Origin of the sequence: Shewanella loihica PV-4 (assembly GCF_000016065.1) — a bacterium.
Taxonomy (GTDB): domain Bacteria; phylum Pseudomonadota; class Gammaproteobacteria; order Enterobacterales; family Shewanellaceae; genus Shewanella; species Shewanella loihica.
This window is the reverse complement of record NC_009092.1, coordinates 403,277-430,077: the sequence shown is the minus strand read 5'-3', so window position 1 is coordinate 430,077 and position 26,801 is coordinate 403,277. Positions and strand designations below refer to the sequence as shown.

General features: G+C 56.0%; 25 protein-coding genes and 1 tRNA gene. 12 read left to right on the top strand and 14 right to left on the bottom strand.

Annotated features, from left to right (window positions below; translation table 11 throughout):
* The first annotated feature begins 4 nt into the window (after positions 1-4).
* The 3 genes from priA (at position 5) to SHEW_RS01955 (ending at position 4,661) form a co-directional block, all read left to right on the top strand.
* Entirely contained in the window at positions 5-2,200 is a 2,196-nt protein-coding gene (gene priA / locus SHEW_RS01965) for a primosomal protein N' (protein ID WP_011864185.1), read from the top strand.
* 122 nt (positions 2,201-2,322) lie between these two features.
* Positions 2,323-4,068, top strand: coding sequence for an arginine--tRNA ligase (gene argS, locus SHEW_RS01960; protein ID WP_011864184.1), 1,746 nt, complete (start codon positions 2,323-2,325; stop codon positions 4,066-4,068).
* A 14-nt stretch (positions 4,069-4,082) separates the two neighbouring features.
* Positions 4,083-4,661, top strand: coding sequence for an SPOR domain-containing protein (locus SHEW_RS01955; protein ID WP_011864183.1), 579 nt, complete (start codon positions 4,083-4,085; stop codon positions 4,659-4,661).
* 99 nt (positions 4,662-4,760) lie between these two features.
* Here the strand turns inward: SHEW_RS01955 and SHEW_RS01950 are convergent, their stop codons facing one another.
* Entirely contained in the window at positions 4,761-6,455 is a 1,695-nt protein-coding gene (locus tag SHEW_RS01950; RefSeq protein ID WP_011864182.1) for a beta strand repeat-containing protein, read from the bottom strand.
* 594 nt (positions 6,456-7,049) lie between these two features.
* Between SHEW_RS01950 and hslV the strand changes: the two genes are divergently transcribed.
* From hslV to SHEW_RS01925, 5 genes are all read left to right on the top strand, one after another.
* Positions 7,050-7,574, top strand: coding sequence for an ATP-dependent protease subunit HslV (hslV, locus tag SHEW_RS01945; RefSeq protein ID WP_011864181.1), 525 nt, complete (start codon positions 7,050-7,052; stop codon positions 7,572-7,574).
* Between the two features lie 55 nt (positions 7,575-7,629).
* Complete coding sequence (gene hslU / locus SHEW_RS01940; RefSeq protein ID WP_011864180.1) at positions 7,630-8,955, top strand: ATP-dependent protease ATPase subunit HslU; 1,326 nt, start codon at positions 7,630-7,632, stop codon at positions 8,953-8,955.
* Positions 8,956-9,031: 76 nt separating this feature from the next.
* On the top strand, positions 9,032-9,427 hold the full coding sequence (locus SHEW_RS01935) for a gamma-butyrobetaine hydroxylase family protein (protein WP_011864179.1): 396 nt from the start codon (positions 9,032-9,034) through the stop codon (positions 9,425-9,427).
* Positions 9,428-9,448: 21 nt separating this feature from the next.
* Positions 9,449-9,883, top strand: a complete 435-nt coding sequence (locus SHEW_RS01930; RefSeq protein WP_011864178.1) for a DUF3859 domain-containing protein — start codon at positions 9,449-9,451, stop codon at positions 9,881-9,883.
* Between the two features lie 94 nt (positions 9,884-9,977).
* Positions 9,978-10,844 (top strand): AraC family transcriptional regulator, encoded by an 867-nt coding sequence (locus tag SHEW_RS01925; RefSeq protein WP_011864177.1) that lies wholly within the window; start codon positions 9,978-9,980, stop codon positions 10,842-10,844.
* Between the two features lie 124 nt (positions 10,845-10,968).
* Here the strand turns inward: SHEW_RS01925 and cyoE are convergent, their stop codons facing one another.
* From cyoE to SHEW_RS01890, 7 genes are all read right to left on the bottom strand, one after another.
* Positions 10,969-11,895 carry a heme o synthase gene (gene cyoE, locus SHEW_RS01920; protein ID WP_011864176.1) on the bottom strand — a complete coding sequence of 309 codons (927 nt, stop codon included), beginning with the start codon at positions 11,893-11,895 and terminating at the stop codon, positions 10,969-10,971.
* Positions 11,896-11,905: 10 nt separating this feature from the next.
* Positions 11,906-12,232 carry a cytochrome o ubiquinol oxidase subunit IV gene (gene cyoD, locus SHEW_RS01915; protein WP_011864175.1) on the bottom strand — a complete coding sequence of 109 codons (327 nt, stop codon included), beginning with the start codon at positions 12,230-12,232 and terminating at the stop codon, positions 11,906-11,908.
* Positions 12,229-12,855 (bottom strand): cytochrome o ubiquinol oxidase subunit III, encoded by a 627-nt coding sequence (gene cyoC / locus SHEW_RS01910; RefSeq protein WP_011864174.1) that lies wholly within the window; start codon positions 12,853-12,855, stop codon positions 12,229-12,231. The genes cyoD and cyoC overlap by 4 nt, the downstream gene beginning before the upstream one ends.
* On the bottom strand, positions 12,852-14,840 hold the full coding sequence (gene cyoB, locus SHEW_RS01905) for a cytochrome o ubiquinol oxidase subunit I (RefSeq protein ID WP_011864173.1): 1,989 nt from the start codon (positions 14,838-14,840) through the stop codon (positions 12,852-12,854). The genes cyoC and cyoB overlap by 4 nt, the downstream gene beginning before the upstream one ends.
* On the bottom strand, positions 14,840-15,790 hold the full coding sequence (cyoA, locus tag SHEW_RS01900) for a ubiquinol oxidase subunit II (RefSeq protein ID WP_011864172.1): 951 nt from the start codon (positions 15,788-15,790) through the stop codon (positions 14,840-14,842). Before cyoA ends, cyoB begins: the two co-directional genes overlap by 1 nt.
* Positions 15,791-15,930: 140 nt before the next feature.
* Positions 15,931-16,329: a hypothetical protein gene (locus SHEW_RS01895; RefSeq protein ID WP_041406303.1), complete on the bottom strand. Its 399-nt coding sequence runs from the start codon at positions 16,327-16,329 to the stop codon at positions 15,931-15,933.
* 589 nt (positions 16,330-16,918) lie between these two features.
* Positions 16,919-17,009, bottom strand: a tRNA-Ser gene (locus SHEW_RS01890).
* Between the two features lie 189 nt (positions 17,010-17,198).
* On the opposite strand from SHEW_RS01890, the gene SHEW_RS21015 reads away from it, so the two are divergent.
* The gene (locus SHEW_RS21015) at positions 17,199-17,690 is read left to right on the top strand and encodes a type IV pilin protein (protein ID WP_011864170.1); all 492 of its coding nucleotides are present in this window, start codon (positions 17,199-17,201) and stop codon (positions 17,688-17,690) included.
* A gap of 11 nt (positions 17,691-17,701) precedes the next feature.
* On the opposite strand, the gene yjjG is transcribed toward SHEW_RS21015, so the two are convergent.
* A complete protein-coding gene (gene yjjG / locus SHEW_RS01880) occupies positions 17,702-18,379 on the bottom strand; it encodes a pyrimidine 5'-nucleotidase (protein ID WP_011864169.1) in 678 nt (225 codons plus the stop codon).
* Positions 18,380-18,541: 162 nt separating this feature from the next.
* Here yjjG and lepB point away from each other — a divergent pair, with 162 nt between their 5' ends.
* On the top strand, positions 18,542-19,213 hold the full coding sequence (gene lepB, locus SHEW_RS01875) for a signal peptidase I (protein ID WP_041406300.1): 672 nt from the start codon (positions 18,542-18,544) through the stop codon (positions 19,211-19,213).
* A 28-nt stretch (positions 19,214-19,241) separates the two neighbouring features.
* Here the strand turns inward: lepB and SHEW_RS20060 are convergent, their stop codons facing one another.
* Positions 19,242-19,718, bottom strand: a complete 477-nt coding sequence (locus tag SHEW_RS20060; protein ID WP_011864167.1) for a hypothetical protein — start codon at positions 19,716-19,718, stop codon at positions 19,242-19,244.
* Positions 19,719-19,885: 167 nt separating this feature from the next.
* Here SHEW_RS20060 and ubiD point away from each other — a divergent pair, with 167 nt between their 5' ends.
* Together ubiD and fre are read left to right on the top strand one after the other, a co-directional pair.
* Positions 19,886-21,367 (top strand): 4-hydroxy-3-polyprenylbenzoate decarboxylase, encoded by a 1,482-nt coding sequence (gene ubiD / locus SHEW_RS01865; protein ID WP_011864166.1) that lies wholly within the window; start codon positions 19,886-19,888, stop codon positions 21,365-21,367.
* Positions 21,368-21,501: 134 nt separating this feature from the next.
* Positions 21,502-22,200: an NAD(P)H-flavin reductase gene (fre, locus tag SHEW_RS01860; RefSeq protein ID WP_011864165.1), complete on the top strand. Its 699-nt coding sequence runs from the start codon at positions 21,502-21,504 to the stop codon at positions 22,198-22,200.
* Positions 22,201-22,269: 69 nt separating this feature from the next.
* On the opposite strand, the gene SHEW_RS01855 is transcribed toward fre, so the two are convergent.
* The 4 genes from SHEW_RS01855 to nosD all read right to left on the bottom strand — a co-directional run bounded on the left by SHEW_RS01855 (position 22,270) and on the right by nosD (position 26,773).
* Positions 22,270-23,550: a winged helix-turn-helix domain-containing protein gene (locus SHEW_RS01855; protein ID WP_011864164.1), complete on the bottom strand. Its 1,281-nt coding sequence runs from the start codon at positions 23,548-23,550 to the stop codon at positions 22,270-22,272.
* Positions 23,551-23,730: 180 nt separating this feature from the next.
* A complete protein-coding gene (locus SHEW_RS01850) occupies positions 23,731-24,582 on the bottom strand; it encodes an ABC transporter permease (protein ID WP_011864163.1) in 852 nt (283 codons plus the stop codon).
* Positions 24,579-25,508 carry an ABC transporter ATP-binding protein gene (locus SHEW_RS01845; RefSeq protein ID WP_011864162.1) on the bottom strand — a complete coding sequence of 310 codons (930 nt, stop codon included), beginning with the start codon at positions 25,506-25,508 and terminating at the stop codon, positions 24,579-24,581. Before SHEW_RS01845 ends, SHEW_RS01850 begins: the two co-directional genes overlap by 4 nt.
* Entirely contained in the window at positions 25,505-26,773 is a 1,269-nt protein-coding gene (nosD, locus tag SHEW_RS01840) for a nitrous oxide reductase family maturation protein NosD (RefSeq protein ID WP_041406879.1), read from the bottom strand. The genes SHEW_RS01845 and nosD overlap by 4 nt, the downstream gene beginning before the upstream one ends.
* Positions 26,774-26,801 lie beyond the last annotated feature (28 nt).

The following is a 26,801-nucleotide window of genomic DNA, read 5'->3' as shown; positions in this document are numbered from 1 at the left end:
ATCTATGTCCCTGTTTGTCGAAGTCGCCCTCCCCGTCCCCATGCGCCAAGCCTTTAGCTATCGCGTCAAAGAGGCCGATCTCGACAAGGCTCAGGTAGGCGTCAGGGTCAGGGTACCCTTCGGTCGCCAGCAGCTGATCGGCCTAGTGACAGGCCTAAGCCAGAGCTGCGACTTGGCGCCGAATCAGATCAAGTCGGTTATCACCTTCCTAGACCATGAAGGGGTATTACCCCCCTCGCTGTACAAGCTGACCCAATGGGCCGCCCGCTACTATTTTTGCAGCCTAGGGCAGATGTTGTCTCAGGCCCTCCCCGTCGCCCTGCGTAAGGGTGCCGAGGTAGAGGCGCAGCAGCTACAGGTCTGGCGCGTGACCGCTGCCGGACAGGAAGCGGATATCGATCTGCTAAAGCGTGCACCCGCCCAGCGCAAGCTGCTGCTTGCCCTGTTAGAAACAGAGCTCAGCCAGGATGAACTCAATGCCCTGGAGCAGAGCAAGACGGCGCTAAAGGCTCTTGTTGAACGGGGCTGGATAGAGTGTATCGAGCGGCGTATCGAATCAAATCTCAGCTGGCGCGACGGGCTCGAACTCGATGAGACGCCCCATCAGCTCAATCCCGAACAGGCCATCGCCGTCGCCATGCTCAACCAACAGCAGGGCTACCACTGTACCCTACTCGAGGGGATCACAGGTTCGGGCAAGACAGAGGTCTATCTGGCGCTGCTGGAAACGGTACTTAAGCAGGGCAAACAGGCGCTGATCTTGGTGCCCGAGATCGGCCTGACACCCCAGACCATCAGCCGCTTCAAGCGTCGCTTCAAGGTGCAGGTGGCGGTGATCCACTCTGGGCTCACCGACAATCAACGCCTGAGCGCCTGGCGCCTGGCCAGAAGTGGCGAGGCCGCCATCATCATCGGTACCCGCTCGGCGCTGTTCACCCCCATGCGCTATCCCGGCATCATCATCCTGGATGAGGAGCACGACGCCAGCTTCAAACAGCAAGAGGGGATCGGCTATCACGCCCGGGACTTAGCCGTGATGCGCGGCCATCTGGAATCGATTCCCGTGCTCCTTGGCAGCGCCACCCCCTCCTTGGAGACGCTGCAGAATGCCCTCTCCGGGCGCTACCAACACCTGAGCCTGGGAAGCCGCGCCGGCGCCGCCGAGAAGGTGCGCCAGGGGATCATCGACATCCGCAATCAGCCGCTCAAGAATGGTCTCTCCCATGGCCTGCTCAACGAGATGCGAATCCATCTGGATGCGGGCAATCAGGTGCTGCTGTTTCTCAACCGTCGCGGCTTCGCCCCGGCGCTGCTGTGTCACGAGTGCGGCCACCTGCACGAGTGCGATCGCTGCGACGCCTTCTTCACTGTGCATCAGTCCCTAGGCGAGATCCGTTGCCACCACTGCGGCAATCAGTACGCCATCCCCCGGCAGTGCCACCAGTGCGGCAGCACCATGTTGATGGGCCAAGGGGTGGGCACAGAGCAGCTGGCCGACGCTCTGGCTAAGGAGTTTCCCAACTACCCTGTGGTGCGGATCGACCGCGACACCACCAGCCGCAAAGGGGCGCTGGAAACCCACCTTAACGCCATCCATAAGGGGGAATATAAGATCTTGGTCGGCACCCAGATGCTCGCCAAGGGCCACCATTTCCCCGACGTCACCTTGGTCGGCCTGTTAGATGTGGATGGCGCCCTGTTCAGCGCCGACTTTCGCGCCCCCGAGCGTTTCGGCCAGCTCTATACTCAGGTATCGGGCCGCGCCGGACGAGCGCGCAAGCCGGGCACTGTGCTGCTGCAGACCCACCAATGTGACAACCCCATACTGAGAGAGTTGATGCACAAGGGGTATGGCGAGTTCGCCCGCGGCCAGCTAGAGGAGCGTAAACAGGCCCTGTTGCCGCCGGCCTGGCACATGTTGCTGTTGCGTGCCGAGGCCCACAAGGCCGAAGATGCCGACGCCTTCCTCGCCCAGGTTGCCCAGTTACTGCCGCAAGACGAGCAGTGCGAGATCATCGGTCCCATGCCCGCCCCCATGGACAGAAAGGCCGGCAAGTTCCGCCGTCAGCTGATGTTCCAGACCAAGACCCGCGGGCTGTTGCAGCAGGCCTTCGAGCAGGCATTGCCGCAGATCGAAGCCCTGCCCCTGGCCAAGCGATGCCGCTGGAGCCTAGATCGCGACCCGCAGGATCTCCTGTGATCAAAAAATGCAAAAATAGCTCATAAAAATCCCGCCAGAGGATAGCAATTGGCCACCACAAGCGGCTAAAATACGCGGTTATCCCCGAATCTTTTTATTTAGCAACTGTCGATTAAACGCCAATGAAATCACATATTCAATCTTTGCTCGAACAAGCCATTCAAACCCTAAAACAGCAGGCGATCATCCCTGCCGATTTTGAGGCTCGTATTCAGGTTGACCGAACCAAAGACAAAACCCACGGTGATTTTGCCACCAACCTAGCCATGATGCTGACCAAGGTGGCTCGCAAGAATCCTCGTGAGGTCGCACAGCTGATAATCGATAGCCTGCCACAAAACAGCCAGGTGGCTAAAGTTGAGATCGCCGGCCCAGGTTTCATCAACTTCTTTATCGATGAGAACGCCCTGACCAACCAGCTGATGGCCGCCCTGAGCGACGATCACCTGGGTGTAACCCTGCCAACGCCGCAGACAGTGGTGGTCGACTACTCTTCGCCAAACCTGGCCAAAGAGATGCACGTAGGCCACCTACGTTCAACCATTATCGGTGACGCCGTGGTACGCGCGCTGGAGTTCCAGGGTCACAAGGTGATCCGCCAGAACCACGTCGGCGACTGGGGCACCCAGTTCGGCATGCTGCTGGCCTACATGGAAGAGCTACGCGCCCAGCAAGGCGAGCAAGCCCAGGTTGAACTGGCGGATCTCGAGAGCTTCTACCGCGCCGCAAAGGTACGTTTCGACGAGTCGGAAGAGTTTGCTACCCGCGCTCGCCAGCTCGTGGTTGAGCTGCAATCGGGCGACGAGTACTGCAACAAGCTATGGCGTGAATTTAACGATATCTCACTGAGCCATTGCCACGAGGTTTATGAGCGTCTGGGCGTGAGCCTGACCCGCGCCGACGTGCGCGGCGAGAGCGCCTACAACGATGACCTCGAGCAGGTGGTACGGGATCTGGATGCCCAGGGCCTATTGTCAGAAAGTAACGGCGCCAAGGTGGTCTTCCAGGATGAGTTCCAAACCAAAGAGGGTGAACCACTGCCTGTGATCATCCAGAAGGCCGACGGCGGCTTCCTGTATGCCACCAGCGATCTGGCGGCGATGCGCTATCGCTCAAACGTACTCAAGGCCGACCGCGCCCTGTACTTCGTCGACCTGCGTCAGGCCCTGCACTTCCAGCAGGTATTCAGCCTGGCCCGCACCGCTAACTTCGTCCGTCCAGAGCTGAGTCTGGAACACATGGGCTTTGGCACCATGAACGGCGAAGATGGTCGCCCATTCAAGACCCGCTCTGGTGGCGTGGTGAAGCTGGTTGATCTGCTGAGCGAGGCCGAGACCCGTGCGCTGGAACTGGTACGCAGCAAGAATCCAGATATGGATGAAGAGGAGCTGGCCAAGATCGCCAAAGTGGTGGGTATCGCCTCGGTGAAATATGCCGACCTGTCGAAGAACCGCGCCAGTGACTACATCTTCAGCTTCGAGCAGATGCTGAGCTTCGAGGGCAACACGGCGCCTTACCTGCTCTACGCCTACACGCGTGTTGCAGGCATCTTCAAGCGTGCGGCCGAAATCGACCTCACGGGCGCCAGCATCAAGCTGGAGCACGACAAAGAGAAAGAGCTGGGCAACAAGCTGGCCCAGTTTGCCGAGGTGCTAGGCCGCATGGTGGCCAAGGGTCAGCCTCACGCCCTGTGTGGCTACCTGTTTGAACTGGCTGGCGCCTTCTCAAGCTTCTACGAGGCCTGCCCAGTGCTGGCGGCCGACTCAGAAGATGAGAAGAAGAGCCGTCTATTGCTAGCACAGCTGACCGCTAAGACGCTGAAGCAGGGTCTTGATCTACTGGGTATCGAAACCTTAGAACGCATGTAGTATAGGGCGCCAGGATGAGCAATCGCGATTACGCCAACAGAAGACCTGCCTCGAAAGGACGTAAGAAGAGCACGGGTGGCCGACGTCAGCCGGCACCAGCGCCGAGACGCTTCCCCTTCGTGCTCTCTCTGGTGACCCTGGGGTTAGTGGGCGGTTTCGGCTACTTCCTCTGGAGCATCAACGACAGCGCCGACAAGGTAGAGACTCAACCCGAGGTGCAAGCGGCGAAGCCTAAGGTGGTCAAGAAGGACCCCAATGCGCTACCGCCTAAGCCAAAGGAAGAGTGGACCTACCAAGAGGAGCTGGAGAATAAGCAGGTCGAGGTGGATATTCCGGAAAACACCACGCCGACTCGCCCCTACCAGATGCAATGCGGCTCCTTCAGACAGGAATCTCAGGCCAATGAGATGAAGGCGGTGATCGCCTTCCAGGGGCTAGAGGCGCAGGTGCGTAAGGTCAGCGGCAGCAACGGCACCTGGTATAAGGTGGTGCTAGGCCCTTACGAGCGTAAACGCCTTGCCGAGAAACATCGCCACATACTACAGCGTGGCGGCCTCAACGGCTGTCAGATCTGGTTCTGGGAAGGCAGCTAGCCTTAGCAGACTAAAGACGGGCCCTGACCCGTTTTTTTTATGCTTGAGGCAATAAAAAAGCCAGCTTGATGCTGGCTTTTTGTTGTCTGCGTTAATCGCTTAGTTCTGCGTGATGGTCGCCGTATTACCGAAACCACCGGCCTGCATGATAGAAGCGCTATCGTTCATGCCCAGCTGGTTGATGGTCGCCAGGTTGTGTGCGCCATCAAGACCCAGGCCAGATTGCTCGATCATGGCGTAGTTGTCATCGCCCTGTTGCAGCAGCACGGCGTCATTGTATTCGCCGCCGGTCTGGTTAAGCCAACCTTCGTTGTTGTTGCCTGTCTGGTCGATATCGGCTGCACCGAAATCGCCCATCTGAGCAACAGTCACGCGGTTCAGCGAGGCAGTCTGGTCGATGTCGGCCATGTTGTCTGTGCCGCTCTGGCTCACCATGGCGCCTTGATCTAGGCCATCTTGATTGATATTTACGATACCGCCCACGCTAGCAGTTTGGTTCACGTTGGCATTCAGCTGGCTACCTGGACCCTGGGCCACAAATACCGCCGAACCATTAACACCTGACTGCATCACAGTCGCCGTAGAGTCGGCAGCCTGATCCTGCGCCACGACAACATTACCGTTTTCGCTGGCATCGATCTGGTCGATGAACACCTTGGAATTATCAGACTCATTAAGCTGGCTCACCAGGGCGATGTTACCGTTACCCACCTGGTTTACGCTGGCCTCAGCCATGAACGAAGTATCCTGATTGATGTTCACGTTGTTGAAGTTACCCACAGTCGTTACGGTCGCCGACGCTGGTTCATGGTAACCGAAGCCATACTGACGCACTGTGGTGGTGTTGGTGTCACCGGTCACATTTACGGTCGCGACGCTGTCGTTCACATGCTCTTGATTAACTGAGGCGATGTTAGACTCACCGTTTTGCATCACGCTCAGGCTGGTGTTGATGGCATGCTGTTGCAGTGTATTCACCTGGTTGAAGCTGCCAGTTTGCGACACGCTCGCCGTGGCATTCAGGCTGTTATCATCCTGAGTCACGCTCGCCAGGTTTTCGCTGCCGTTGCTTTGGGTCACATCGGCGGTGCCGATAGAGCCGTTGATCTGGTTGATGGTGATGCTCGAGTCGGCAGAGCCATCCTGAGTCGCCGTTGCCACAGAGCTGTTAGTGATCTGATTAATCGCAACAACCGAACGTTCGGCGTTGTTCATCTGGTTAACGTTGGCGATGTTCTCGGCGCCGGTCTGTACTACGGTCGACAGGGCGTCGGTAGAGGTATCTTGATCTGTATTAGCGCTGTTGTTGTTGCCAGTCTGCAATATGGTTGAACCGGCTGGGTTATGGATGCCGAAACCATACTGTCTGATGTTGGCGTTGTTGGTGTTACCCTGTTGCACAACGATCGCCTGTGAGTCGTTAACATGCAGCTGATTCACATCGGCGTTGTTGCTCTCACCGGCCTGGGTAACCGTCGCATGGGTGTTGTCCATGTGCTCCTGGTTAACGGTAGCGTTATTTGACGACACAGACTGAGTCACCATGGCGCTAGAGTTCGCGACGCCGCCGATCTGGTTGATGGTGGCCGTTTGCGCGTCACCGGCTTGGTCGATAGTCGCCGAGCTGTCGAAACCCAGGGCGGTATTGATAGTCGCAGTATGATTAGTACCAGTCTGCACCGTCGAGGCAATGTTACCCGAACCATTTTGTGAAGTGGTCGCCGTGCTGTCGGCAGCGTGGGCGGTACCTATTGTCATCGCAATGGCGGCGGCCAGTGGAAGTAGCTTTGTCATGAGTAATATCCTTTACTAAATTTATCTGTCGGGGCGCTCGCCTGAGGCAACCCCTGTGCACACCACCTAGGTGGTGCAATCCTGTGCAAGTCTCAGCAGTAACATGAAACTGCGATTACCAGATGCCGAATCTTCTTCGCCCATCACTCGATGTTGGCGCATCCTGCGAAGATCCCGACAAGCGTCACCGTGCAACCTCCGGCCTGTCGACCCCTACACCGCGAACCGTTTTCCTTTCATCCCCATGTTTGAAACAAGCGGCTTAGAAACAAGCGCCAGCCTGTGCTGGCAGGCAAAAGTATGCGGACAAGCCTCTCCCCCTTCATCCGGCTAAGGTATGAAAGCCCACCACCAAGCGGCTAGTTTTGCCCAGACAGGCCCCCTCTTTAGTATTAGCCCCGACGTCATACTTGAATGAGTAAGGCGATAAAAATAAACGGCTTTTAGGTCGCAGAGGCACAAAACTCGGCTTTTCTCCTCTGGCGTGGGTAAACCTATGGTTGATCTCCCTTGAAAAACAAAATGCCACCCCCATATCTAAGCTATTGTCCACCGATGAGTTTCCTACTCGTCGGCTTGAGAAGAGGAAATACCGTGACCACAATCGTTTCAGTACGTCGCAACAATCAGGTTGTCATTGCCGGAGACGGCCAGGTATCACTGGGAAATACAGTGATGAAAGGAAACGCCAGAAAGGTTCGACGCCTGTATCACAACAAGGTCCTCGCGGGCTTTGCCGGCGGCACCGCCGATGCTTTTACCCTATTCGAACGCTTCGAATCTAAGTTAGAGATGCACCAGGGCCATCTGATGCGCGCCGCGGTCGAGATGGCCAAAGATTGGCGCTCAGACAGGGTGCTGCGCAAGCTCGAGGCACTCTTGGCGGTAGCCGATACCGAGTGCAGCCTGATCATCACAGGTAACGGCGATGTGGTGCAGCCAGAAAACGACCTGATCGCCATAGGCTCAGGCGGCAACTTTGCCCAGGCCGCGGCCACGGCACTGCTGGAAAATACCGATCTCAGCGCCAAGGAGATCGCCGAAAAGTCTTTGACCATTGCCGGTGACATCTGTGTATTCACCAACCAATTCAAGACGATAGAAGAACTGAATTACTAACACTGAGCCCGCTCACTGTTACCAAACGTATGCACCCAAGCATTAAGGGATACTTATGTCTGAGATGACTCCACGCGAGATTGTTCACGAGCTGGACAGCCACATCATAGGCCAGCAAAACGCCAAGCGTTCGGTCGCTATCGCCCTGCGTAACCGCTGGCGTCGTATGCAGCTAGATGCCGCGCTGCGCCAAGAAGTCACCCCAAAAAACATTCTGATGATAGGCCCTACGGGTGTAGGTAAGACAGAGATCGCCCGCCGTCTGGCCAAGCTGGCCAAGGCGCCTTTCATCAAGGTCGAAGCCACTAAGTTTACCGAAGTCGGTTACGTGGGTAAGGAGGTCGAGCAGATCATCCGTGACCTCACCGACGCCGCCGTCAAGCTGACCCGCGAAGAGCAGATGGCCAAGTGTAAGTTCAGAGCCGAAGAAGCGGCCGAAGAGCGTATTCTCGATGCCCTACTACCTAAACCCAAGGAAGACTGGGACACTGAGAAGAAAGATGACACCGGCACCCGTCAGGTGTTTCGCAAGAAGCTACGCGAAGGCCAGCTGGACGACAAAGAGATCGAGATCGATATCGCCGCGCCTCAGGTGGGCATAGAGATCATGTCGCCACCCGGCATGGAAGAGATGACCAGCCAGCTGCAGAGCATGTTCCAAAACATGGGCCCTGGCGCCAGCAAGCGTCGTAAGATGACCATCAAGGAAGCCTATAAGCTATTGATCGAAGAGGAAGCCGCCAAGCTGGTGAATCCTGACGATCTTAAAGAGCAGGCGATCGAACTGGTCGAGCAACACGGCATCGTCTTCCTAGATGAGATCGACAAGATCTGTAAGCGTGGCGACACCTCGGGGCCAGACGTCTCTCGCGAAGGGGTTCAACGCGACTTACTGCCTCTGGTGGAAGGCTGCACGGTCAACACCAAGCACGGCATGGTCAAGACAGACCATATCCTGTTTATCGCCTCGGGCGCGTTCCAGATGTCTAAGCCATCGGATCTCATCCCCGAGCTGCAGGGCCGTCTACCGATCCGCGTCGAGCTGGAAGCCCTGTCTGCCAACGACTTTAAGCGCATTCTCACCGAGCCCCATGCCTCGCTCACCGAGCAGTATGTGGCATTGATGGCCACCGAAGGCGTTAAGGTCGAGTTTAGCGAGTCGGGTATCGAGCGCATCGCTCAGGCTGCCTGGCAGGTCAACGAGCGCACCGAAAATATCGGTGCCCGCCGCCTGCATACCGTGATGGAGCGCCTGATGGAAGATCTCTCCTTCGAGGCCTCGGACAAGTCAGGCAGCACGACTGTGATCGATGCCGACTATGTTAACGCTCACCTGGAGAACTTGGTACAGGACGAAGATCTCAGCCGCTTCATCCTGTAAACTTAAAGGGCCCGTCAGTTCCCCTGCGGGCCCTCTTTTTTAACCAGGGATACCCTCCCATGAATAGGCGAAGCATATGACCCCCCAAAGCGATACGCCCAAGGTCACAGGGCTCAAACTCAAACGCAAGTCGCGCCAGCTGGAGATAAGTTTCGACAACGGTCAGCAATTTACCTTGAGCTGCGAACTCCTAAGGGTCTACTCCCCCTCGGCCGAGGTCCATGGTCACGGCAATCCCGTGCTGGTCACCCACAAGAAGAACGTCAATATCAACGCCATCACCCCTGTAGGCAACTATGCAGTCAAGCTGGTGTTCGACGACGGCCACGACACAGGCCTCTACTCTTGGAAGGTGCTCTATGATCTGGCCAGCAATCAGGTAGATCTGTGGGAGAACTATCTGGCCAGACTACGCGCCGCCAAGGCCAGCCGCGAGCCGCTGATCGATATGGCCGTGAAGTATCACACCTAACGCCTAAATCACGCGCCCCTTTTGTCTAAGCTCAAAGCCGATGTCACCATACTACAGGCCGGACTCTTCAGCCGTTGGGATGAAGAGAGCCCGGATCTGCCCAAGTTTCTCAAGGCCACGGTCCATGTGCCGGCAGAGATAGACATAGAATTTGGCTTCATCGCTCGTATCCGCAAGGCCAAGAATCAAAGGTTGAGCTACTGCATCTATCATCCCCATATTCCAGACCAGCAGGGCAATGTTCGCCCGCCCTTCGAGGGTGAGCTGTTTGTCGAGTCCAACGACTGGAAGTTCTATCTGGGTGACACCATCTGGGCCCCCGAGCATGACAAGGTGGGCAGGTGGCGCATGACACTATCCCTGGGTGACAAGGTGGTTGCCGAGAAGACCTTTCATGTGCATCTTAACGATGAGGAGAGTCAGGTGGCGAACTTTTGGAAACGCAGGGGCTTTTAAGCACAAATGCTCGGCCAACGCCATTGAGCAATATGAGTCAGGCAAAGCAAGCCCTCTCGTCGCACAATGGCCGCTCACTTGAAAAGGGATGCATATGAACCGAGCAGCGCACCAGGCCTATAGTCAACGAATCCAGACGGTTTGTGACTATATCGCGAAACATCTGGAGCAGCCCCTGACGCTGGAACAACTGAGCCAGAAGGCGCACTTCTCCAAGTATCATTTTCATCGCCAGTTTCAGGTGTATACCGGTATAACCTTAGGTAAATACATCAGCCTGCTCAGGCTGAAGCGGGCCTCATACCGATTGGTGTTTCATCCCGAACTCAAGATCACCGACATCGCCCTCGATGCCGGGTTTGAGAACGGCGAATCCTTCTCGCGAGCCTTTAAGCAGGTATTTGCCCAGACCCCGACCCAGTTCAGGTTAACGCCTAAGTGGGAGCAATGGAGTCAACAATATGCCAAGGTGAACTATACAAGGAGAGAAACTGTGCAGATCAAACTCACGCAAAGAGACGATATCAAGGTCGCCGTGCTGGAACACCAAGGCAGCCCGGCCGCACTGAACGACTCGATTCAACAATTTATCAACTGGCGTAAGCAGAGCGGCGAATCCCCTGTGGCCAGCAGCCTGACCCTGGGCGTACCCTTTAACGACCCTAACACGGTAGCGCCCGAGGCATTTCGTTTCGACATCTGTGGCTCGGTAACGGCCGAGGTCAAGGCCAACGACTTTGGAGTGATCACCAAGACGATCCCCGGCGGTCGCTGCGCCGTGATCCGCCATCTTGGACCGCACGATCAGATGGACGATAAGATCTATCAGTTCTACCGCGACTGGCTGCCCCAGAGCGGCGAGGAGCTGAGGGACTTTCCTCTCTACTTCGAGTACCACAACTTCTTCCCCGAAGTGGCGGAGCATGAGCTGGTAACAAAGATCTATTTTTCACTGAAATAGCTGTCGGTGAAACAGAGCCTTACAAGATGCCAGGCAATAAAAAAGGCGACCCAGATGGATCGCCTTTTGCTTTCTTCTTAAAGCACGACTAACGCTGCAGATAGCGCGACTGCTAGTACAACTTCTAGCCCAACATGGCCAGCAGCGGCGCCTGGCCGGCCACCTGAAAGTCCAGCGCCATGGTGAGGCTCAGGATGGCTATGGTCAGTATCGAGAAACCGAACACCTGGCGTGACCAACGCAGCAGGTTCACATCGCTGCGATAGCCTTTTAGCGCCATCAGTAGCCACCAGAAGCTGGTCACGCAACTCACCGCCATAAAGCCCACCCCGGTATAACCCGCCAGGGGTAGCAGGGTCGATACCAGGGCGAACAGGGCAATGTAGAAGACGATATGCAGCTTGGCCTTTTCTACGCCTTGGGCCACAGGCAGCACAGGAATATTGGCCGCCTCATAGTCCTTAAAGCGAAAGATGGCGATGGCATAGGAGTGCGGCATCTGCCACAGGCTGAACATGGCCAGCAGGATCAGCGCAGCGCCATCCATCCTGCCGGTCACGGCGCAGTAACCCACCACGGGCGGCACGGCGCCCGAGAGGCTGCCGACCAGGGTGCCATAGACGGAGTTGCGCTTCATGTAGAGGCTGTAGAGCCCCACGTAAACCAGGTAGCCGAAGGCGGCAAACAGCAAGGCCGCCAGGTTGGTAAACCAGGCCAGCAGGCCAAAGCCGAGTACGCCCAGGGCTATGCCTAAGCCAAGTACCTGCTTAAGTGGGATAGCGCCGGTCACCGTCGCCCTACGGCAGGTGCGCTGCATCTTGGCGTCGATATCCCGGTCGATATAGTTGTTGATGGCGCAGCCTGAGGCCACCACCAGAGAGAGCCCCACCAGCGTCGCCAGCATCAAGACGGCATCGACCTCCCCCCTGGCAGCCAGGAGAAACCCGCCCACCACGGCGATGAGGTTTCCCATGATAATCCCGGGTTTGGTCACCTGAAGATAAGCCCCCAAGGGCGCGGCCACCTGAGTTGAGGTCGAATGCCTAATCATGCTGCCTCTCCTACATCATGAGGTCGTTGGCGGCGTAGATGATCCACACCGACAGGCCAACCACCATGACAATCACCAGGGCGGTAAACATAAACGACAGGGTATTCACCTTGCCTTCCTTGGAAAAATCCAGGTGCAAGAAATACTTAAGATGCACCAGAATCTGCACCACGGCCAACACCAGCACTATGGCCAGGGTGGTCGAGGTCTCCAGGCTGTGGGTCATCACCGCCCAGAAGGGAATGCCGGTCAACACCACAGAGAGCAGGAAGCCGGTAAGATAGGACTTGATGCTGGCGGCCAGATCGTCCTGACCATGGGTAGTGGCTTGGCTCATAATAAGACCCCCATCAAATAAACCACGGTGAACACGCAGATCCAGACGATGTCCAGGAAATGCCAAAACAGGCTGAGGCAATTCAGGCGGGTCAGGGTGCGTCCGCCCGTGCCGCGCTTAACCACCTCAAGCATCATGATCGCCATCCACACCAGGCCGGCACTCACGTGCAGACCATGCATGCCCACCAGGGCGAAGAAGGCGGAGAGGAAGGCACTACGCTGCGGGCCATTGCCCTCGAGGATCAGGTGATGAAACTCGTTCACCTCCATACCGATGAACACACAGCCTAAAGCGAAGGTCACCGCCAACCAGGCCAGGGTCGCCCCCTTGTGATGACGCTTGGCAAAGATCAGCGCCAGACCATAGGTGATACTACTGAGCAGCAGCGCCGCGGTTTCAATCAGGACGAAGTCCAACTCGAAGACATCCTTGCCCGACACGCCGCCGTCTGTGTTCATGTAGAGCACAGCATAGGTGGCGAAAGCCGAGGCAAACAGGATGCAGTCGGTCATCAGGTAGATCCAGAAGCCCAGCAAGGTGTTCTCGCCGGTATCATGGTGCTCCTCATGTAGGGTCTCGACCTGGGTAACACTCAGGTCAGCTGGGATAGCAATACTCATATCTGCCCCTTAGATAAGTTGTTCAGGTGCGCGGTTTCGATACGCTTAACCTCATCGCCCTGCACGTAGTAGTCGGTGTCTGTGTCGTAGGCTCGCATCAGGAAGACGATGAAAGCGCCCAGGAAACCTGCGATGGCCAGCCAGAGGATGTGCCAGATGGCGGCAAAGCCGGCGGCGGTGATCCCAAGGGCCATCCAAACCCCATGGCCGGTATTCTTCGGCATGTGGATCGGCTGATAGCTCTCCTGCATCTGATAGGCCTGGCCCTGCTCCTTGGCATGGGTGAAGGCGTCGATATCCACGACCTTAGGCAGACGGGCAAAGTTATAGAACTGAGGTGGCGAGGCGGTCGACCACTCAAGGGTGTGACCATTCCATGGGTCGCCGGTGGTGTCACGGTTCTGCTCACGATCGCGGATGCTCACGTACAGCTGAACAAACTGCAGCACTATGCCGACGAAGATGATGCAGGCACCAACTGCCGCCAGATAGATCCAGAAGTTCCAGTCCGGGTTATCAGTCTGATTGAGACGACGTGTCATGCCGAGGAAGCCCAGCACATACAGCGGCATGAAGGCGACATAGAAGCCCGCCTGCCAGCACCAGAATGCCGCCTTACCCAGACGTTCGTTGAGGTGGAAACCGGTCGCCTTAGGGAACCAGAAGGCAAAGCCCGCCAGGTAGCCAAACACGGCGCCGCCAATGATGGTGTTGTGGAAATGCGCAATCAAAAACAGGCTGTTGTGTAGCACATAGTCGGCGCCAGGCACCGCCAGCAACACGCCTGTCATGCCGCCAATGGTAAAGGTCACCATGAAGCCCAGGGTCCAGAGTACGGGCACCGTCAGCTTCAGGCGTCCACGATAGATGGTGAACAGCCAGTTAAACAGCTTCACCCCGGTCGGCACGGCAATCACCATGGTCATCACCCCGAAGAAGGCGTTGACGTTGGCACTCGAGCCCATGGTAAAGAAGTGATGCAGCCAGACGATGAAGCCCAGAATCGAGATGGCGCCGCTGGCCCAAACCATAGACTTGTAACCAAACAGACGCTTGGCGGTAAAGGTTGAGATCACCTCGGAGAAGATACCGAAGGCTGGCAGGATCAGGATATACACCTCAGGGTGTCCCCAGGCCCAGAACAGATTGATATACATCATGGCATTACCACCGCCTTCGTTGGTGAAGAAGTGGAAATCCATGTATCTGTCCAGGGTCAGCATGGCCAACACGGCCGTCAGAATCGGGAATGAGGCGACGATCAGTATGTTGGCCCAGGTGCAGGTCCAGGTGAAGATCGGCATCTGCATCAACTTCATGCCCGGCGCGCGCATCTTAAGCACAGTCACCAGGAAGTTGACCCCGGTGAGAGTGGTCCCTATGCCGGAGATCTGCAGCGCCCAGATATAGTAATCGACCCCAACCCCGGGACTATAGGCCAGCTCAGACAGCGGCGGATAGGCCACCCAACCTGTCTTGGCAAACTCACCCACCCCCAGAGAGATGTTGATCAGCACGGCGCCGGAGGCGGTCAACCAGAAGCTGAGGTTATTCAGAAACGGAAAGGCAACGTCGCGCGCGCCTATCTGTAACGGTAACACCAGGTTCATCAGGCCTATCATGAAGGGCATCGCCATGAAGATGATCATGATGACGCCATGGGCGGTGAAGATCTGGTCATAGTGCTCGGGCGGCAGGTAGCCGGCGGCGCCATTGGTGGCCATGGCCTGTTGAGTTCGCATCATGATGGCATCGGAGAAGCCACGGATCAGCATGACGAAGGCCAGCAGGATATACATGATCCCCAGGCGTTTATGGTCGACTGAGGTCAGCCAGTCGCGCCACAGAGGGCCCCATTTCTTATGCTTGGTGATCAGGGCCGCGATAACAAGGCCTATCACGGCGACCGCAGCCAGGGTCACCATGATGATGGGTTCGTGGAAGGGAACCGCATCCAGTGTTAATTTTCCAAGAAAAGACGACATTAGTGTTCGCCTCCCGTCGTGTTAGATGACTCAGATGCATGCACCTGCTCGTGTGACTGCCCGTGTAAAGTGGCGGCCGGCATCGCCATGCCCTCTTGGGCAGGCATCTGGTGCTGATGCATGTACTGCATAACGATCTGCTCAAACAGGCCGTCACTGACCGAGGCGTAGTAGCTCACGGGATTATTGCTGCTCTCTTTCGCCAGTTCGCGATAGCTTTCTTGGCCGAGCGCCGCGCCTTCGCGCTTCACCTTGGCAACCCAGGCGTTGAAATCGTCGCGGGTAGGCGTCGCGATGGCATTAAATTTCATGCCGGTAAAGCCCGCGCCACTGTAGTTGGCCGAGATCCCCTTGTAGGTACCGGGCTCGTTGGCGATCAGATGCAGCTTAGTGGTCATGCCCGCCATGGAGTAGATCTGGCTACCCAGCTGGGGAATGAAGAAGGAGTTCATGGCCGTGTCGGAACTTATCTTAAAGTTCACCGGCACATTGGCAGGAAACGCCAGCTCGTTGACCGAGGCGATGCCCTGCTCAGGATAGATAAACAACCACTTCCAGTTGAGTGACACCACCTCGACGATGATCGGCTCGGCCTCATGCTCCAGCGGTTGATAAGGGTCCAGCTTATGGGTCGAATGCCAGGTGATCACACCCAGAATGCCGACAATGACGATAGGCACGCACCAGACCACCAATTCGATCGTCTTAGAGTGCGCCCACTTAGGTGCATAGATTTCATGATCGCGACCGTCGCGATACTTCCAGGCGAAGTACAAGGTCATGACGATCACAGGGATCACCACGATCAACATCAACAAGGTGGCAATCACGATCAACTGCTTCTCATCGATCCCCACCTGTCCCTTTGGATCGAGTACGCCACCTTCACAGCCTGCCAACATCAGCGCCGCCATGGCACAGCTTGCTTTGGCAAAGTTTCGAATTAACACAAGGAATATTCCTCTAACCCTAGTTTATGAGATTGCCAAATGGGCTTGGCAAGGGTATCCGGGCCAGCAAGGGGCAAGCATAGAGCGCAAAATAGGGCTCAAGCTGCAAAAATTAAGCGGCTAAGGATACTTAAAGTATTTTATAAACAGAGTGTTAGGCTTGGAGGGGCGCGACAGCCGTGAGCGTCATGTTCGACGCTCTTAAGATCGCATGTCAGCAGTGGGTAGCCTGGCCCTTGGGAAGCCAGGAGGCAAAACAGCTGATAAGCGATGAAACAGAGACAGAGATATGGATAGATGAACAGCGGGCTGATGAACACAGGCCCCATCATGGAGAGATCGAAGGACTCCCAAAGCAGCCAGTCTGACAACAGCTGCATCAGCTCACGGCTATCTAAATAGCTGGAGATCACTACCGAGAGGCAATAGCAGAGCAACAGCAGGCTTAACAGATAGGCCAACTGTTTCTGATGACTAATTGCCAGCCGGGCGAGGTCACGCTGTGCGTCGGCCAGAAAATGACTAGGAGTAGGTTTCAATAGATCAGTCCAAAATTGGAATGCGATCGACAGCAATTGAAAAAATGCGAATAATTTACACTGTATTTTTATGCCGCGGGAGCATAGCAAAAAGCGCTCGGTAAAAGAAAGCGGGAATCCAGCCTGATGTTTAAAATTTATTCAAATTAGCGATAAAAACGCCACATTTAACAATTTTTAAACCTTAAGAACACCAAAACCGATCACAAAAGCCGGCAATTTTGTGAGCCATGAGCCTATTAGCGCCTACTTATCTACTCGCAAACTCCCAGTAAAACCGGCCCCCTCTATCCCGATTAATGACCACTTGCCTATTCACTTTGATGAATAATTATGCAGGGTATATGCAACTGAGGTTGGGTTAGACGGAATTAAAGCAAGGAAAGGAGAACTAGGATTAACCCCTAGGCACAGATGCCGGTGGGCTAGCAAAATGGAATCGATAGGAATCCAGACCTAAATATTAGGAACCCTGGGTTCAAAGTGCTTATGTCTGCTTAGTCGCTTAGGTAGAACTTAGCTAGCGCTAGAACGAAAAAGGGCTAGAACGAAAAAGGGCTTCCATTTCTGGAAGCCCTTTTTCTTAATGTGGCGGAGAGATAGGGATTTGAACCCTAGACGGGCTATAAACCCGTGCCGGTTTTCAAGACCGGTGCATTCGACCACTCTGCCATCTCTCCGAACGCCGAGAATAGTAAGGAAATGGACTTTAAATGTAAAGCCTAAATTTCACTAACTGAGCAACAAATAATCCATTAAGGCATTTTTCGATGACAAATGCGTTAAAAACAACCTTTTCGGACCTATTTTAGGGATCAAATGCCTGCTCAGGGTGTAGTATAGGCACAAAGCCAACCCCAGGTAGCAAGATGAAACGTAACGGATTTACCCTGATTGAACTAGTCATCACTGTCATCATACTCGGCATTCTGGCCACCATTGCCCTGCCACGTTTCATCAATATCCAGTCCGATGCCCGCATCGCCGCCCTACAGGGACTCAAGAGCGAGATGAGCGGCACCCTGCCCCTGGTGTTTACCAAGGCGAGTCTGGAAAACCTGCAGACACAGGCCAGCACAAACATAAGCCTCAACGGCGATCAGGTAGAGCTCGCCTATGGCTACCCGGCTGCCGACTCAGCCCACGCCTGGGATCTCTTGCTCGAGGCCAGCTTTGCCGATGCCGTGTTCAACGCCGACGACCCGGCCGACTGGTACTTTCACAATAACAAGGCCGAGCCTTTCATCCGCTTCATGCACCCAAGCAAGAAGTCCAGTAGCGAGAACTGCTACCTCAAATACACACAGGCCCTGAGTACTACCCAGGGCCCAAGTTTCGAGATTGTGGATTCGGGCTGCTAACCCTATTGGCATTAGCCCTTAAGCAGCAGGTGTTGCAGCTCGGTGAGTGATGCCACCTGATAGTGAGGCGTGATCCCCTCGGGGACTGGCTGACTGGCGCGGTTGAGCCAACAGGTATCGAAGCCGGCGTTAAGCCCACCCTGAATATCCGAATGGGGATTATCTCCCACCATCAACACATGCTCTCTGGGCGGATGAGCCATCTGCGACAGGGCGTGTTCGAAGATCGCCACATCGGGTTTAGCGACCCCCACCTCTTCCGAGATCACCACGGGCGAGAAGGCATGCAGCAAGCCGGTACGCTCCAGACGCACCGTCTGCAGGTCGGTAAAGCCATTGGTGATGATTCCCATCTTCACCTTGCCATAGAGGGCATCCACCAGCTCGGCGGCGCCAGGCAGCAGGGTGCAGATGTCGGCCATGGCCGTGAGAAACGCCGAATTAAGGTGCTCGGCGGTCACAGAAAGCTTCTCGGCCCAACGTTCGAAACGGGTCACCTGCAGGTGACGGGCGCTGATCTTGCCGTCTTGATAATCCACCCACAAAGGCAGGTTAACCGTTTGATACTCTTCGAAATCGGCTAGGGTGAAATCCACACCGAAGCGCGAAAACATCAGCTGTAATCCTTTAAAGGCGTCGAAATGAAACAGGGTTTCATCGGCGTCAAATAATATCCACTGGTACTTCATTCTCTCTCCATGGGTATGGCCTTAGGACAACAGGCAGCACTATATCAATGCCGAGCTCGGCAGAGCAAAAATATTTGCTTACGCTTCTGGGATAACACAGCAGGAACCACTTGGACGATGCGGCGTCTGATGCTAAGACACTTTACTTTCCAAGGAGTTGGTATGCTTAAAAAAGTGATGCGACAAGTGAAACACCACCGCCAGTTCATTCTGTTTATCGGCCTGATGCTGGTCTTTCGTAGCGCGGTGGCCGACTGGAACCATGTGCCCAGCGGCTCCATGCTGCCCACCATAGTGCAGGGCGACCGCATACTGGTGAACAAGTTGGCCTACGATCTGCGCCTGCCCTTCACCCATGTCAGCCTGATGAAGCTGGCCGACCCGGAGCGTGGCGACATCATCACCTTCGACTCGGCCAAGGCCGACAAGAAGCTGGTCAAACGCATCATAGGTTTGCCCGGCGACACCTTGGCGATGCGCAACAACCGCCTCTATTTCAACGGCGCGGCCCTCAACTATCGCGCCGAGCCGCAGGCACTTGCAGATAATGCCGGGCAAGCAGCCTTTAGCGTTTGGCAAGAGACCCTGCCCGGCAAGCCCCACGCCATCAGGCTGAATGACCAACCCTCGAGGCTGGCCAATTTCGGCCCGGTAACTGTCCCCGAGGGGCACTATCTGGCGCTTGGGGATAATCGCGACGCCAGCGCCGACTCACGCGTCATCGGCTTCGTTCCACGCGAAGAGATCACCGGCAAGGCCCACAGGGTAGCCTTCTCCAACGATCCTGAGCACTACTATTGGTTTAGAAGCGAGCGCTGGCTGCTACCCATCTAATCCCTAAAGAGAAGCAACAGGGTGACAGCTACTTAAGCTTGACGTAGCTGTCGCTATTCCAATCATAGATATACTCTACCCCTTGCCATTCATATACAGTTCTGCCCTCTTTCACCCTCACCCTGGCGTTTGCGGGCAGGCTCTTAATGGCATCGCTCTGGGTGAAACTCGTGGTGACTTGCTGCGGCGGTGCGAGCGGTTTAGGCTTGCGGTATTTGCGCGGCTGGTAACGGTAGGGGGAACGCCAGCCATCACGCCAATAGCCATAGCTGCCATGGCGCCAGTAGGGAAAACCTGTGCCTATGCCGATACGCCAGCGCCAGGGATCATAGAAGTCCCTGTCCCAGTCGGGGCGATACTCCCAATCTGGGTCCACGCCAAAGTCGGGATCTACCTCGAATTCATCGTCTATCTTGAGCGCCCAGGCAGAGTTAGACACGGGCGGCAAGGCCCCGAGCCAAAGCACGCCAGCCAGGAGCAATAAAGGTTTCAAATCGGGCTTCATCTTGCCACCTCACTCTCAAGGGGTTTACCGCATCTTACCCTTAATTATACCCCCTGAAAATCTTGCCATGCCGGGGTCGCAAAGCCGACGCAAGCTATTTGGGAATAGCGCCCATAAATGGTATAGTGCGCGCCATATCACATTTTTCTCAACGCGAGTATTTCCAAATGAGTTTTAAGGATTTACGCAGTTTTATCGATCACCTCGAAGCCAATGGCGAACTTAAGCGCATCGCCCACCCTGTCGATCCCCATCTGGAAATGACGGAGATCGCCGATCGTGTGCTGAGAGCCAAGGGTCCGGCGCTGCTGTTTGAAAATCCTGTCGGCAAGACAATGCCTGTGCTGGCCAACTTGTTTGGCACCCCAAAACGCGTTGCCATGGCACTGGGCAAGGAAGATCCCCTCGCCCTGCGCGATGTGGGCGAGCTGCTGGCCTTCCTCAAGGAACCTGAGCCGCCACGCGGCTTTAAAGATGCCATCTCCAAGATTCCTATGTTCAAGCAGGCGCTGAACATGCCACCCAAGACAGTGCGCAACGCCCCCTGCCAGGAGGTGGTGGTCAGCGGCGATGAGGTGGATCTCACCAAGCTGCCTATTCAGCACTGCTGGCCTGGCGACGTGGCCCCGCTGGTGACCTGGGGACTGACCATCACCAAGGGTCCGAGGCAGAAGCGACAAAACTTAGGTATCTACCGCCAGCAGCTACTGGGCAAGAACAAGCTGATCATGCGCTGGCTGGATCATCGCGGCGGCGCGCTGGATTTCAAAGACTTTAAAGAGCAGCATCCGGGCGAGCGTTACCCGGTTGTGGTGGCGCTGGGCGCCGACCCCGTAACCATCTTAGGCGCCGTGACGCCTGTGCCCGACGCCATGAGCGAGTACGCCTTTGCCGGCCTGCTTCGGGGCGAGCGCACCGAAGTATGTAAGGCGCTGAGCTGCGATCTCGAGGTGCCCGCCACCAGCGAGATCATTCTCGAAGGTTATATCGAACCGGGCGAGATGGCCGAAGAGGGCCCCTACGGGGATCACACGGGTTACTACAACGAAACCGACGAGTTCCCCGTCTTCACAGTGACCCATGTCAGCCACAGACGCGACGCCATCTACCACAGCACCTATACCGGCAGGCCACCCGATGAACCCGCCATGCTGGGTGTGGCACTGAATGAGGTGTTCGTGCCTATCTTGCGCAAGCAATACCCTGAAATCGTCGACTTCTATCTGCCGCCCGAAGGCTGCTCCTATCGCATGGCGGTGATCTCCATCCGCAAGCAGTATCCAGGGCACGCCAAGCGGGTGATGATGGGCGCCTGGTCCTTCCTGCGCCAGTTCATGTACACCAAGTTCATCATCATAGTGGATGAGGATGTCAACTGCCGCGACTGGAACGATGTCATCTGGGCCATCACCACCCGGATGGATCCTAAACGCGATACCGTCATGATAGACAACACCCCTATCGACTACCTGGATTTCGCCTCTCCTGTGGCCGGACTCGGCTCCAAGATGGGGATGGATGCCACCAACAAGTGGGAAGGAGAGACCGACCGCGAGTGGGGCACCCCCATCGTCATGGACGAAGCGGTCAAACAGAGAATCGATGCGATCTGGGATGACCTGGGCATAGACGATGCTCCGACACTATAATCAATATCAGGCATAAACTAATCGCCTGAATTTTAAAAATAAATCAAAGAAGTCAACCCTTTGAATACCCGAACAATTTAATCGGGTATTCAGAGGTGCTAAACCTCCACAGAGAGGGTCTGAAAGGAAAACCAATGAACACCATACGTTGTAAAGTTGAACATGTTACCGCCTTTAATGATGCCGTCTATCAGGTAACATTAACCCCAGAAACCAGCTTCGAATTTAAAGCTGGGCAGTACCTTTGCGTCGTAATGGGTGAAAAAGATAAACGTCCCTTCTCTATCGCCTCGGCACCGGGTAACGAGCAGATCGAGCTGCACATTGGCGCGGCGGTCAGCGAGAGCTACCCCATGCAGGTGGTTGAACGCTTACAACAGAGCGAATATATCGACATCGAGGCGCCGGGCGGTGAAGCCTTCCTGCGCAGCGACAGCCACAGACCACGACTGCTGATCGCAGGTGGTACTGGCTTCTCTTACATCAAGAGTATCGTCGAGCAATCGATTGCCCTGGAACAGAAAGTCGAAACCACCCTCTACTGGGGCTGTCGTAACCAGGACGCCATGTACTATGAGTCGCTAGCGCGCCAGTGGCACCAGGATCACCCCTGGCTACATTTCGTGCCCGTGGTAGAAGAGTCGACGCCAGATTGGCAGGGTAAGACGGCCAACCTACTGGCTCAGATCAAGCAAGACTATGTCAGCCTCAACGGCTACGACATCTATATCGCCGGGCGTTTTGACATGGTCGGCGTCGCCCGCGAAGTCTTCCGCGAGATCGGCGTCGAAGAGGAACACCTCTACGGCGACGCCTTCGCCTTCATCAAGTAAATCTCATCTGCGCTTAGCCCTGGTCCGCGAGACCGGGGCTAACTTGATTCAAGCCCTAACACGATTCGGCTAAAGCGCTACCTTCTCATATTTGGTCCAGGCCACCAGGCTGCCCAGCAGAGGCACCACCCACACCGCCGTGCCGTTGTCGGCATGGACCCGCATATAAAACAACTCTTCATCGCGAATGTTGTGCTTGCGGATCTCGCGGTAGAAGTGCATCGCCGAGGCACTCACCACATCGGGCATGATGAGATCTTTCTGCCTCACCTTCACATGAAACACGTCCACATCCAGTTGCCCCAGCTTCTGGCGATACTGCTCGAACTCGCCGCGGATCTGATACTTAATCGGCGTGGTCAGACAGTCCTGGTCCGTGATACAGGCGCGGGAGTAAAACTTGCCGCCGAGGGGCTGCTCATACACCAGAGAGATCCCTATGTCGGCGCGTACCAACAACTCGTCGGCCACGGGAAAATAGACGTCACCATTGTAGTGATGTTCCACCAGGTCACCGCCAGCCTCACCAGGCGGGATAAGGATACGGTTATAGCGAATCCGCTCCTCCATCCGCTTACTCAGCTCGACAAATTCCACCATGTTGAGCCCCGCCGGGGTAAGATCGATCGCCGTCAGGTTGACTATCTTGTCCCGGCGACACTCGCCGCGTTCATCCAGATCGCAGAGCGCCATCGAATAGTGGTTGCCATCGGTAAAGGCAAAGCCGCCAAAGTTATTAAACCCTTGGATGCTATTGCTCTCAGGTGCGATATGCTTCTGCCACATGGAAGGGTGCAGGCTATCGACCCCCTTGGGGTTTATCAGCGTCACGGGCCGGGTGGTACCACCAATGTCGAGATTGATCTCATGATCCGAGGCCCATCTGGCCGCATGCTTCATCACCTGGTGATAATCACTCTGATACCAGAGGGTCGCCACTATCCCCAGCAAGATCAGAATGCCACTGACCTTGACCATAAGGGAGACATCGATGAGCGCATCTTTGATCGAGCCCGCATCGCTTACCGCCAACATGGTCACATGGGATTTAGGCGAAACATGGAGCTGATAACCACGCCGGGCTATGGTCTTTAACTGTATCTCGGGAAAGGGTTCCAGCTTCTTGCGCAGGGTGCTGATGCATTGAGTCAGCGAGGTTGCCGCCACCACACGATCGGGCCAACCCACAGCAATCAAGGCCTCCTTGTCGCAGATGGCATCGGGCTGCGAAAGCAGGTGAGCCAACACCGCCGACTCGGAAAAGCTCAGCCCTATCGTGGCGCCACAGGTACGATCGTGTAGTTGGTGCGCCTCATCATCGAACTCAAGATATGGCGTAATTTTTAACACCTGACACCTCAATAATTCCTAACCGTTAATTAGAAATATCTTATTGTTATCTTTGGCATTTTATTAACATTCGCCAAAAATTACCGTGACTACTCACTCAAATCCCAGGCCAGGATTTCAGGCCGCGACTCAGAGTGTGAACTAGCGCCCAAATCCCGGCTATCTAGAGAATGCCAAGGGCTATACCAGCTTGTGAATAAACACGCGTCGCGTCCAATAGAGCAGCGACAAGAGCCAGGCAACGCCGGCACTTAGCAACAGCGGCAGGCTCCACTCATACTGGGCCAGCAGGCCTAAACTGCCCAGCGGGGCACTCGCACCAAGCATATTGGTGGCGCGGTAGAGATCGGTCGGATTCAATAGAATGAGCAGATTCACCAACCATTGACTGGCATAGCCAAGATCCGCCACCAAGAGCAGCAACAGCAATAGATCATAGATAAGCACCAGGGCGAACCAGAGGGCTAACAGACTGCCGACGGCCCGGGCCTTCTCCGCCGACTTCAGGCTGACTAGATAGCTGATGAGGATGAAGATTACCGCCAGCAGACAGCTGCTGGCGATCAGCAGCGCGAATGACGATAGAATCTCGCCCCAGGGCTCACCTCGGCCAAAGAGGATCAGCATCGCGGCACTGCTAGCATAGCTACTGGCGATGGCGGTAAAGATCACCCCGCCATGGGCCAGCAACTTGCCGACGAGGATCTGCGACTTGCTCACGGGATAGGTGAGCAGCAGCTGCAGGGTGCCCGCCTCCTCCTCACCCACGAAGGCATCATAACTAAGCAAGATGGCCGCCAGCGGAATGATAAATACCGAGATGGTGGTCAAGGAGGCCACCACACTGCTCAGGCTCGGCAGCGACAGTGTGCCGCTCACGGCACTACCGGCAAAGGTCATACAAAGGGCCAGCAGCCAGAAGATGGCAAACACCACCATGACCCAGCGATTGCGCACGCTATCCTTCATCTCCTTGGTGGCGATCACCCGAATAAGCTGGAGACTCGGCCGTTTTACTGAGGTCGACATCATAGCTCTCCCGAGGTAAGGCTGAGCCCCAGCTCGCTCATCACCTGCATCTGCGCCATCTTGGCATGGTACACCTGGGCCAGCTCAGGAAGTGTCACCTTCACATCAAATAGCTGGCATTCTAGGGTCAGGTACTTCATCAACACCTCGCGTTGTGAGACGGGGCAAATCAGGTCGCCATCTCGATAAAAAGATTGTAATAGGGGGTGGGTCTCGACCAGGCGAGCCAGGGCCGGATGGGCCATACGCACACCCAGGTCGCAACTAAGCACCAGCTCATCCAGGGTGCCGAAGGCGAGCCTCCTGCCCCGCCCCAGCACTAAGGCCAAGTCCAGCTGCGGTTCCACCAGCTGTAACTCGTGGGTACAGACGATGGCCGTGCAGCCCTGGGCGGTCAGCTGCTTAAGCTTGTGATAGATAAACTGAGACGCCTGGGGATCCAGCCCCACGGTCGGCTCATCCAGCAAGAGCAGTCTGGGCTGCGCTAGTATTGCCTGGGCAAACCCCAGGCGCTGTTTCATCCCCTTGGAGTAGCCCTTAACCGCCTTGTGCTGCGCATAACCCAGGCCAAACTCTTCCAGCAAGGGGGCGACCGCCCGGGCTGAGACCCCTTTAAGCGCGGCGAAGTAACTCAGCACCTCATGGCCGGTCAACTTATCGTAAAAACTGATGTTCTCCGGCAGGTAGCCGATGTCGGTCGAGGCGACCTTCGATGCCTGCCTCTGGGTCTGGCCCAGCACACTCACCTCCCCCTGGCTGGGATGCAGCAGGCCTAAGATCATCTTTATAAGTGTCGACTTACCCGCGCCGTTATGGCCCAGCAGCGCCATCAACTTCCCCCCGGGCAGAGAGAAGCTAAGATCATTCAAGGCGCACAGCTCATCGAAATAGTGGCTCACCTGCTTAAAGCTCACCGCCATCTGACTCATAATGCCTCCCAGGCGGCGGGGCCAAGATGAGGTGGCGGCGTCATCACGGGATGACTGTCGACCACGCCGACCGAATGTTCGCCTTGCAGCTGGTTATCCAGCCACTTCAATAATTTCACTAGGGGACTCTCCATCAAGAACTTCGCCTCCGGGTACAGCCAAAACAGGCGATCTAAACTGTCATTGGGCAGATGTTGACCATCGCCGATACCATCGCCATCGAGATCCCAGCCCCGATAATCGCTCCAATAGTTTCCCCGCCCCTGAAGACTCCACTCCACTCGCGTCTCTCCCACGTAACGCACCTGAGTGGCATTGGCCAGAAACTGGTTTTGATAGACAAGATTGTCCTCGCCGCCGAGCGCCATGGCGATGCCGATCTGATTACCAGCGATATAGTTACCGCTGATCTGATTGCGCTTGGCGCCGTAGACAAACAGCCCCTTGCCCTCGCTAAAGAGATCCCCGGCGACACTATTGGGCATCTGGGTGGCCTCGATCTGATTAGCCTGGATCTCGGCGTCATGGGTAAGGTTAAGCAGCACGCCAAACTCTTTGGCCTCGCGCACGCGATTAAACACCAAGCGTATTCCCTCTGAGTTCATCAGGGCGTAGCCGCCACTGACCCGGCAGGCCAGGTTATCCATGGCCTCATCCTGCTTGGTATACATATAGTGCAGGCCGTACTGCAGCTCAGAGAGATGATTGCCATAGACACGGCTACCGACGCCAGACTCCAGGTAGATGCCATCGCGCACCGTTTTGATGCGATTGCCGCTGACATGGGGATAGTTCACCTTCAGCAGATGAATGCCATCACCGCGATCCAGCAAGAAGGCCTCGGCCTCCCCCTCAATCTGATTGTCCTTTAGCTTAAGGTCGCTCACCTCGCTGGCGTAGATACCAAAGCCAGGACCACTGAGCTCATTGGCGACAATGGTCACCTCGTTGGCGCCAGGCAGCAGACGAATGGCGGCATCTTTCTCGTAGAGATCCCGCCCCCAGTTACGTATCGTCAGCCGGGTAAGGGTCACGCCGGACGCGCTGACTACCAGCGCCGAACCTGCGCCTTGGGCATCTATGACCGCGCCTGGCTCGCCTCGCAGGGTCAGCGGCTGTTCGACCTCGAAACGCCCTATATAACGCCCAGGCAACAGCCGTATCTCGGTGCCATTTGGTGCAGATGCCAGCGCCGTGCGCAGCGCCTCGCTATCAGCAATATTTATGATCTGAGACTGATCGGCCCCCAGGGCCAAATGAGGCACTAAGCAGAGGCCTAGACTCAAGACCAGC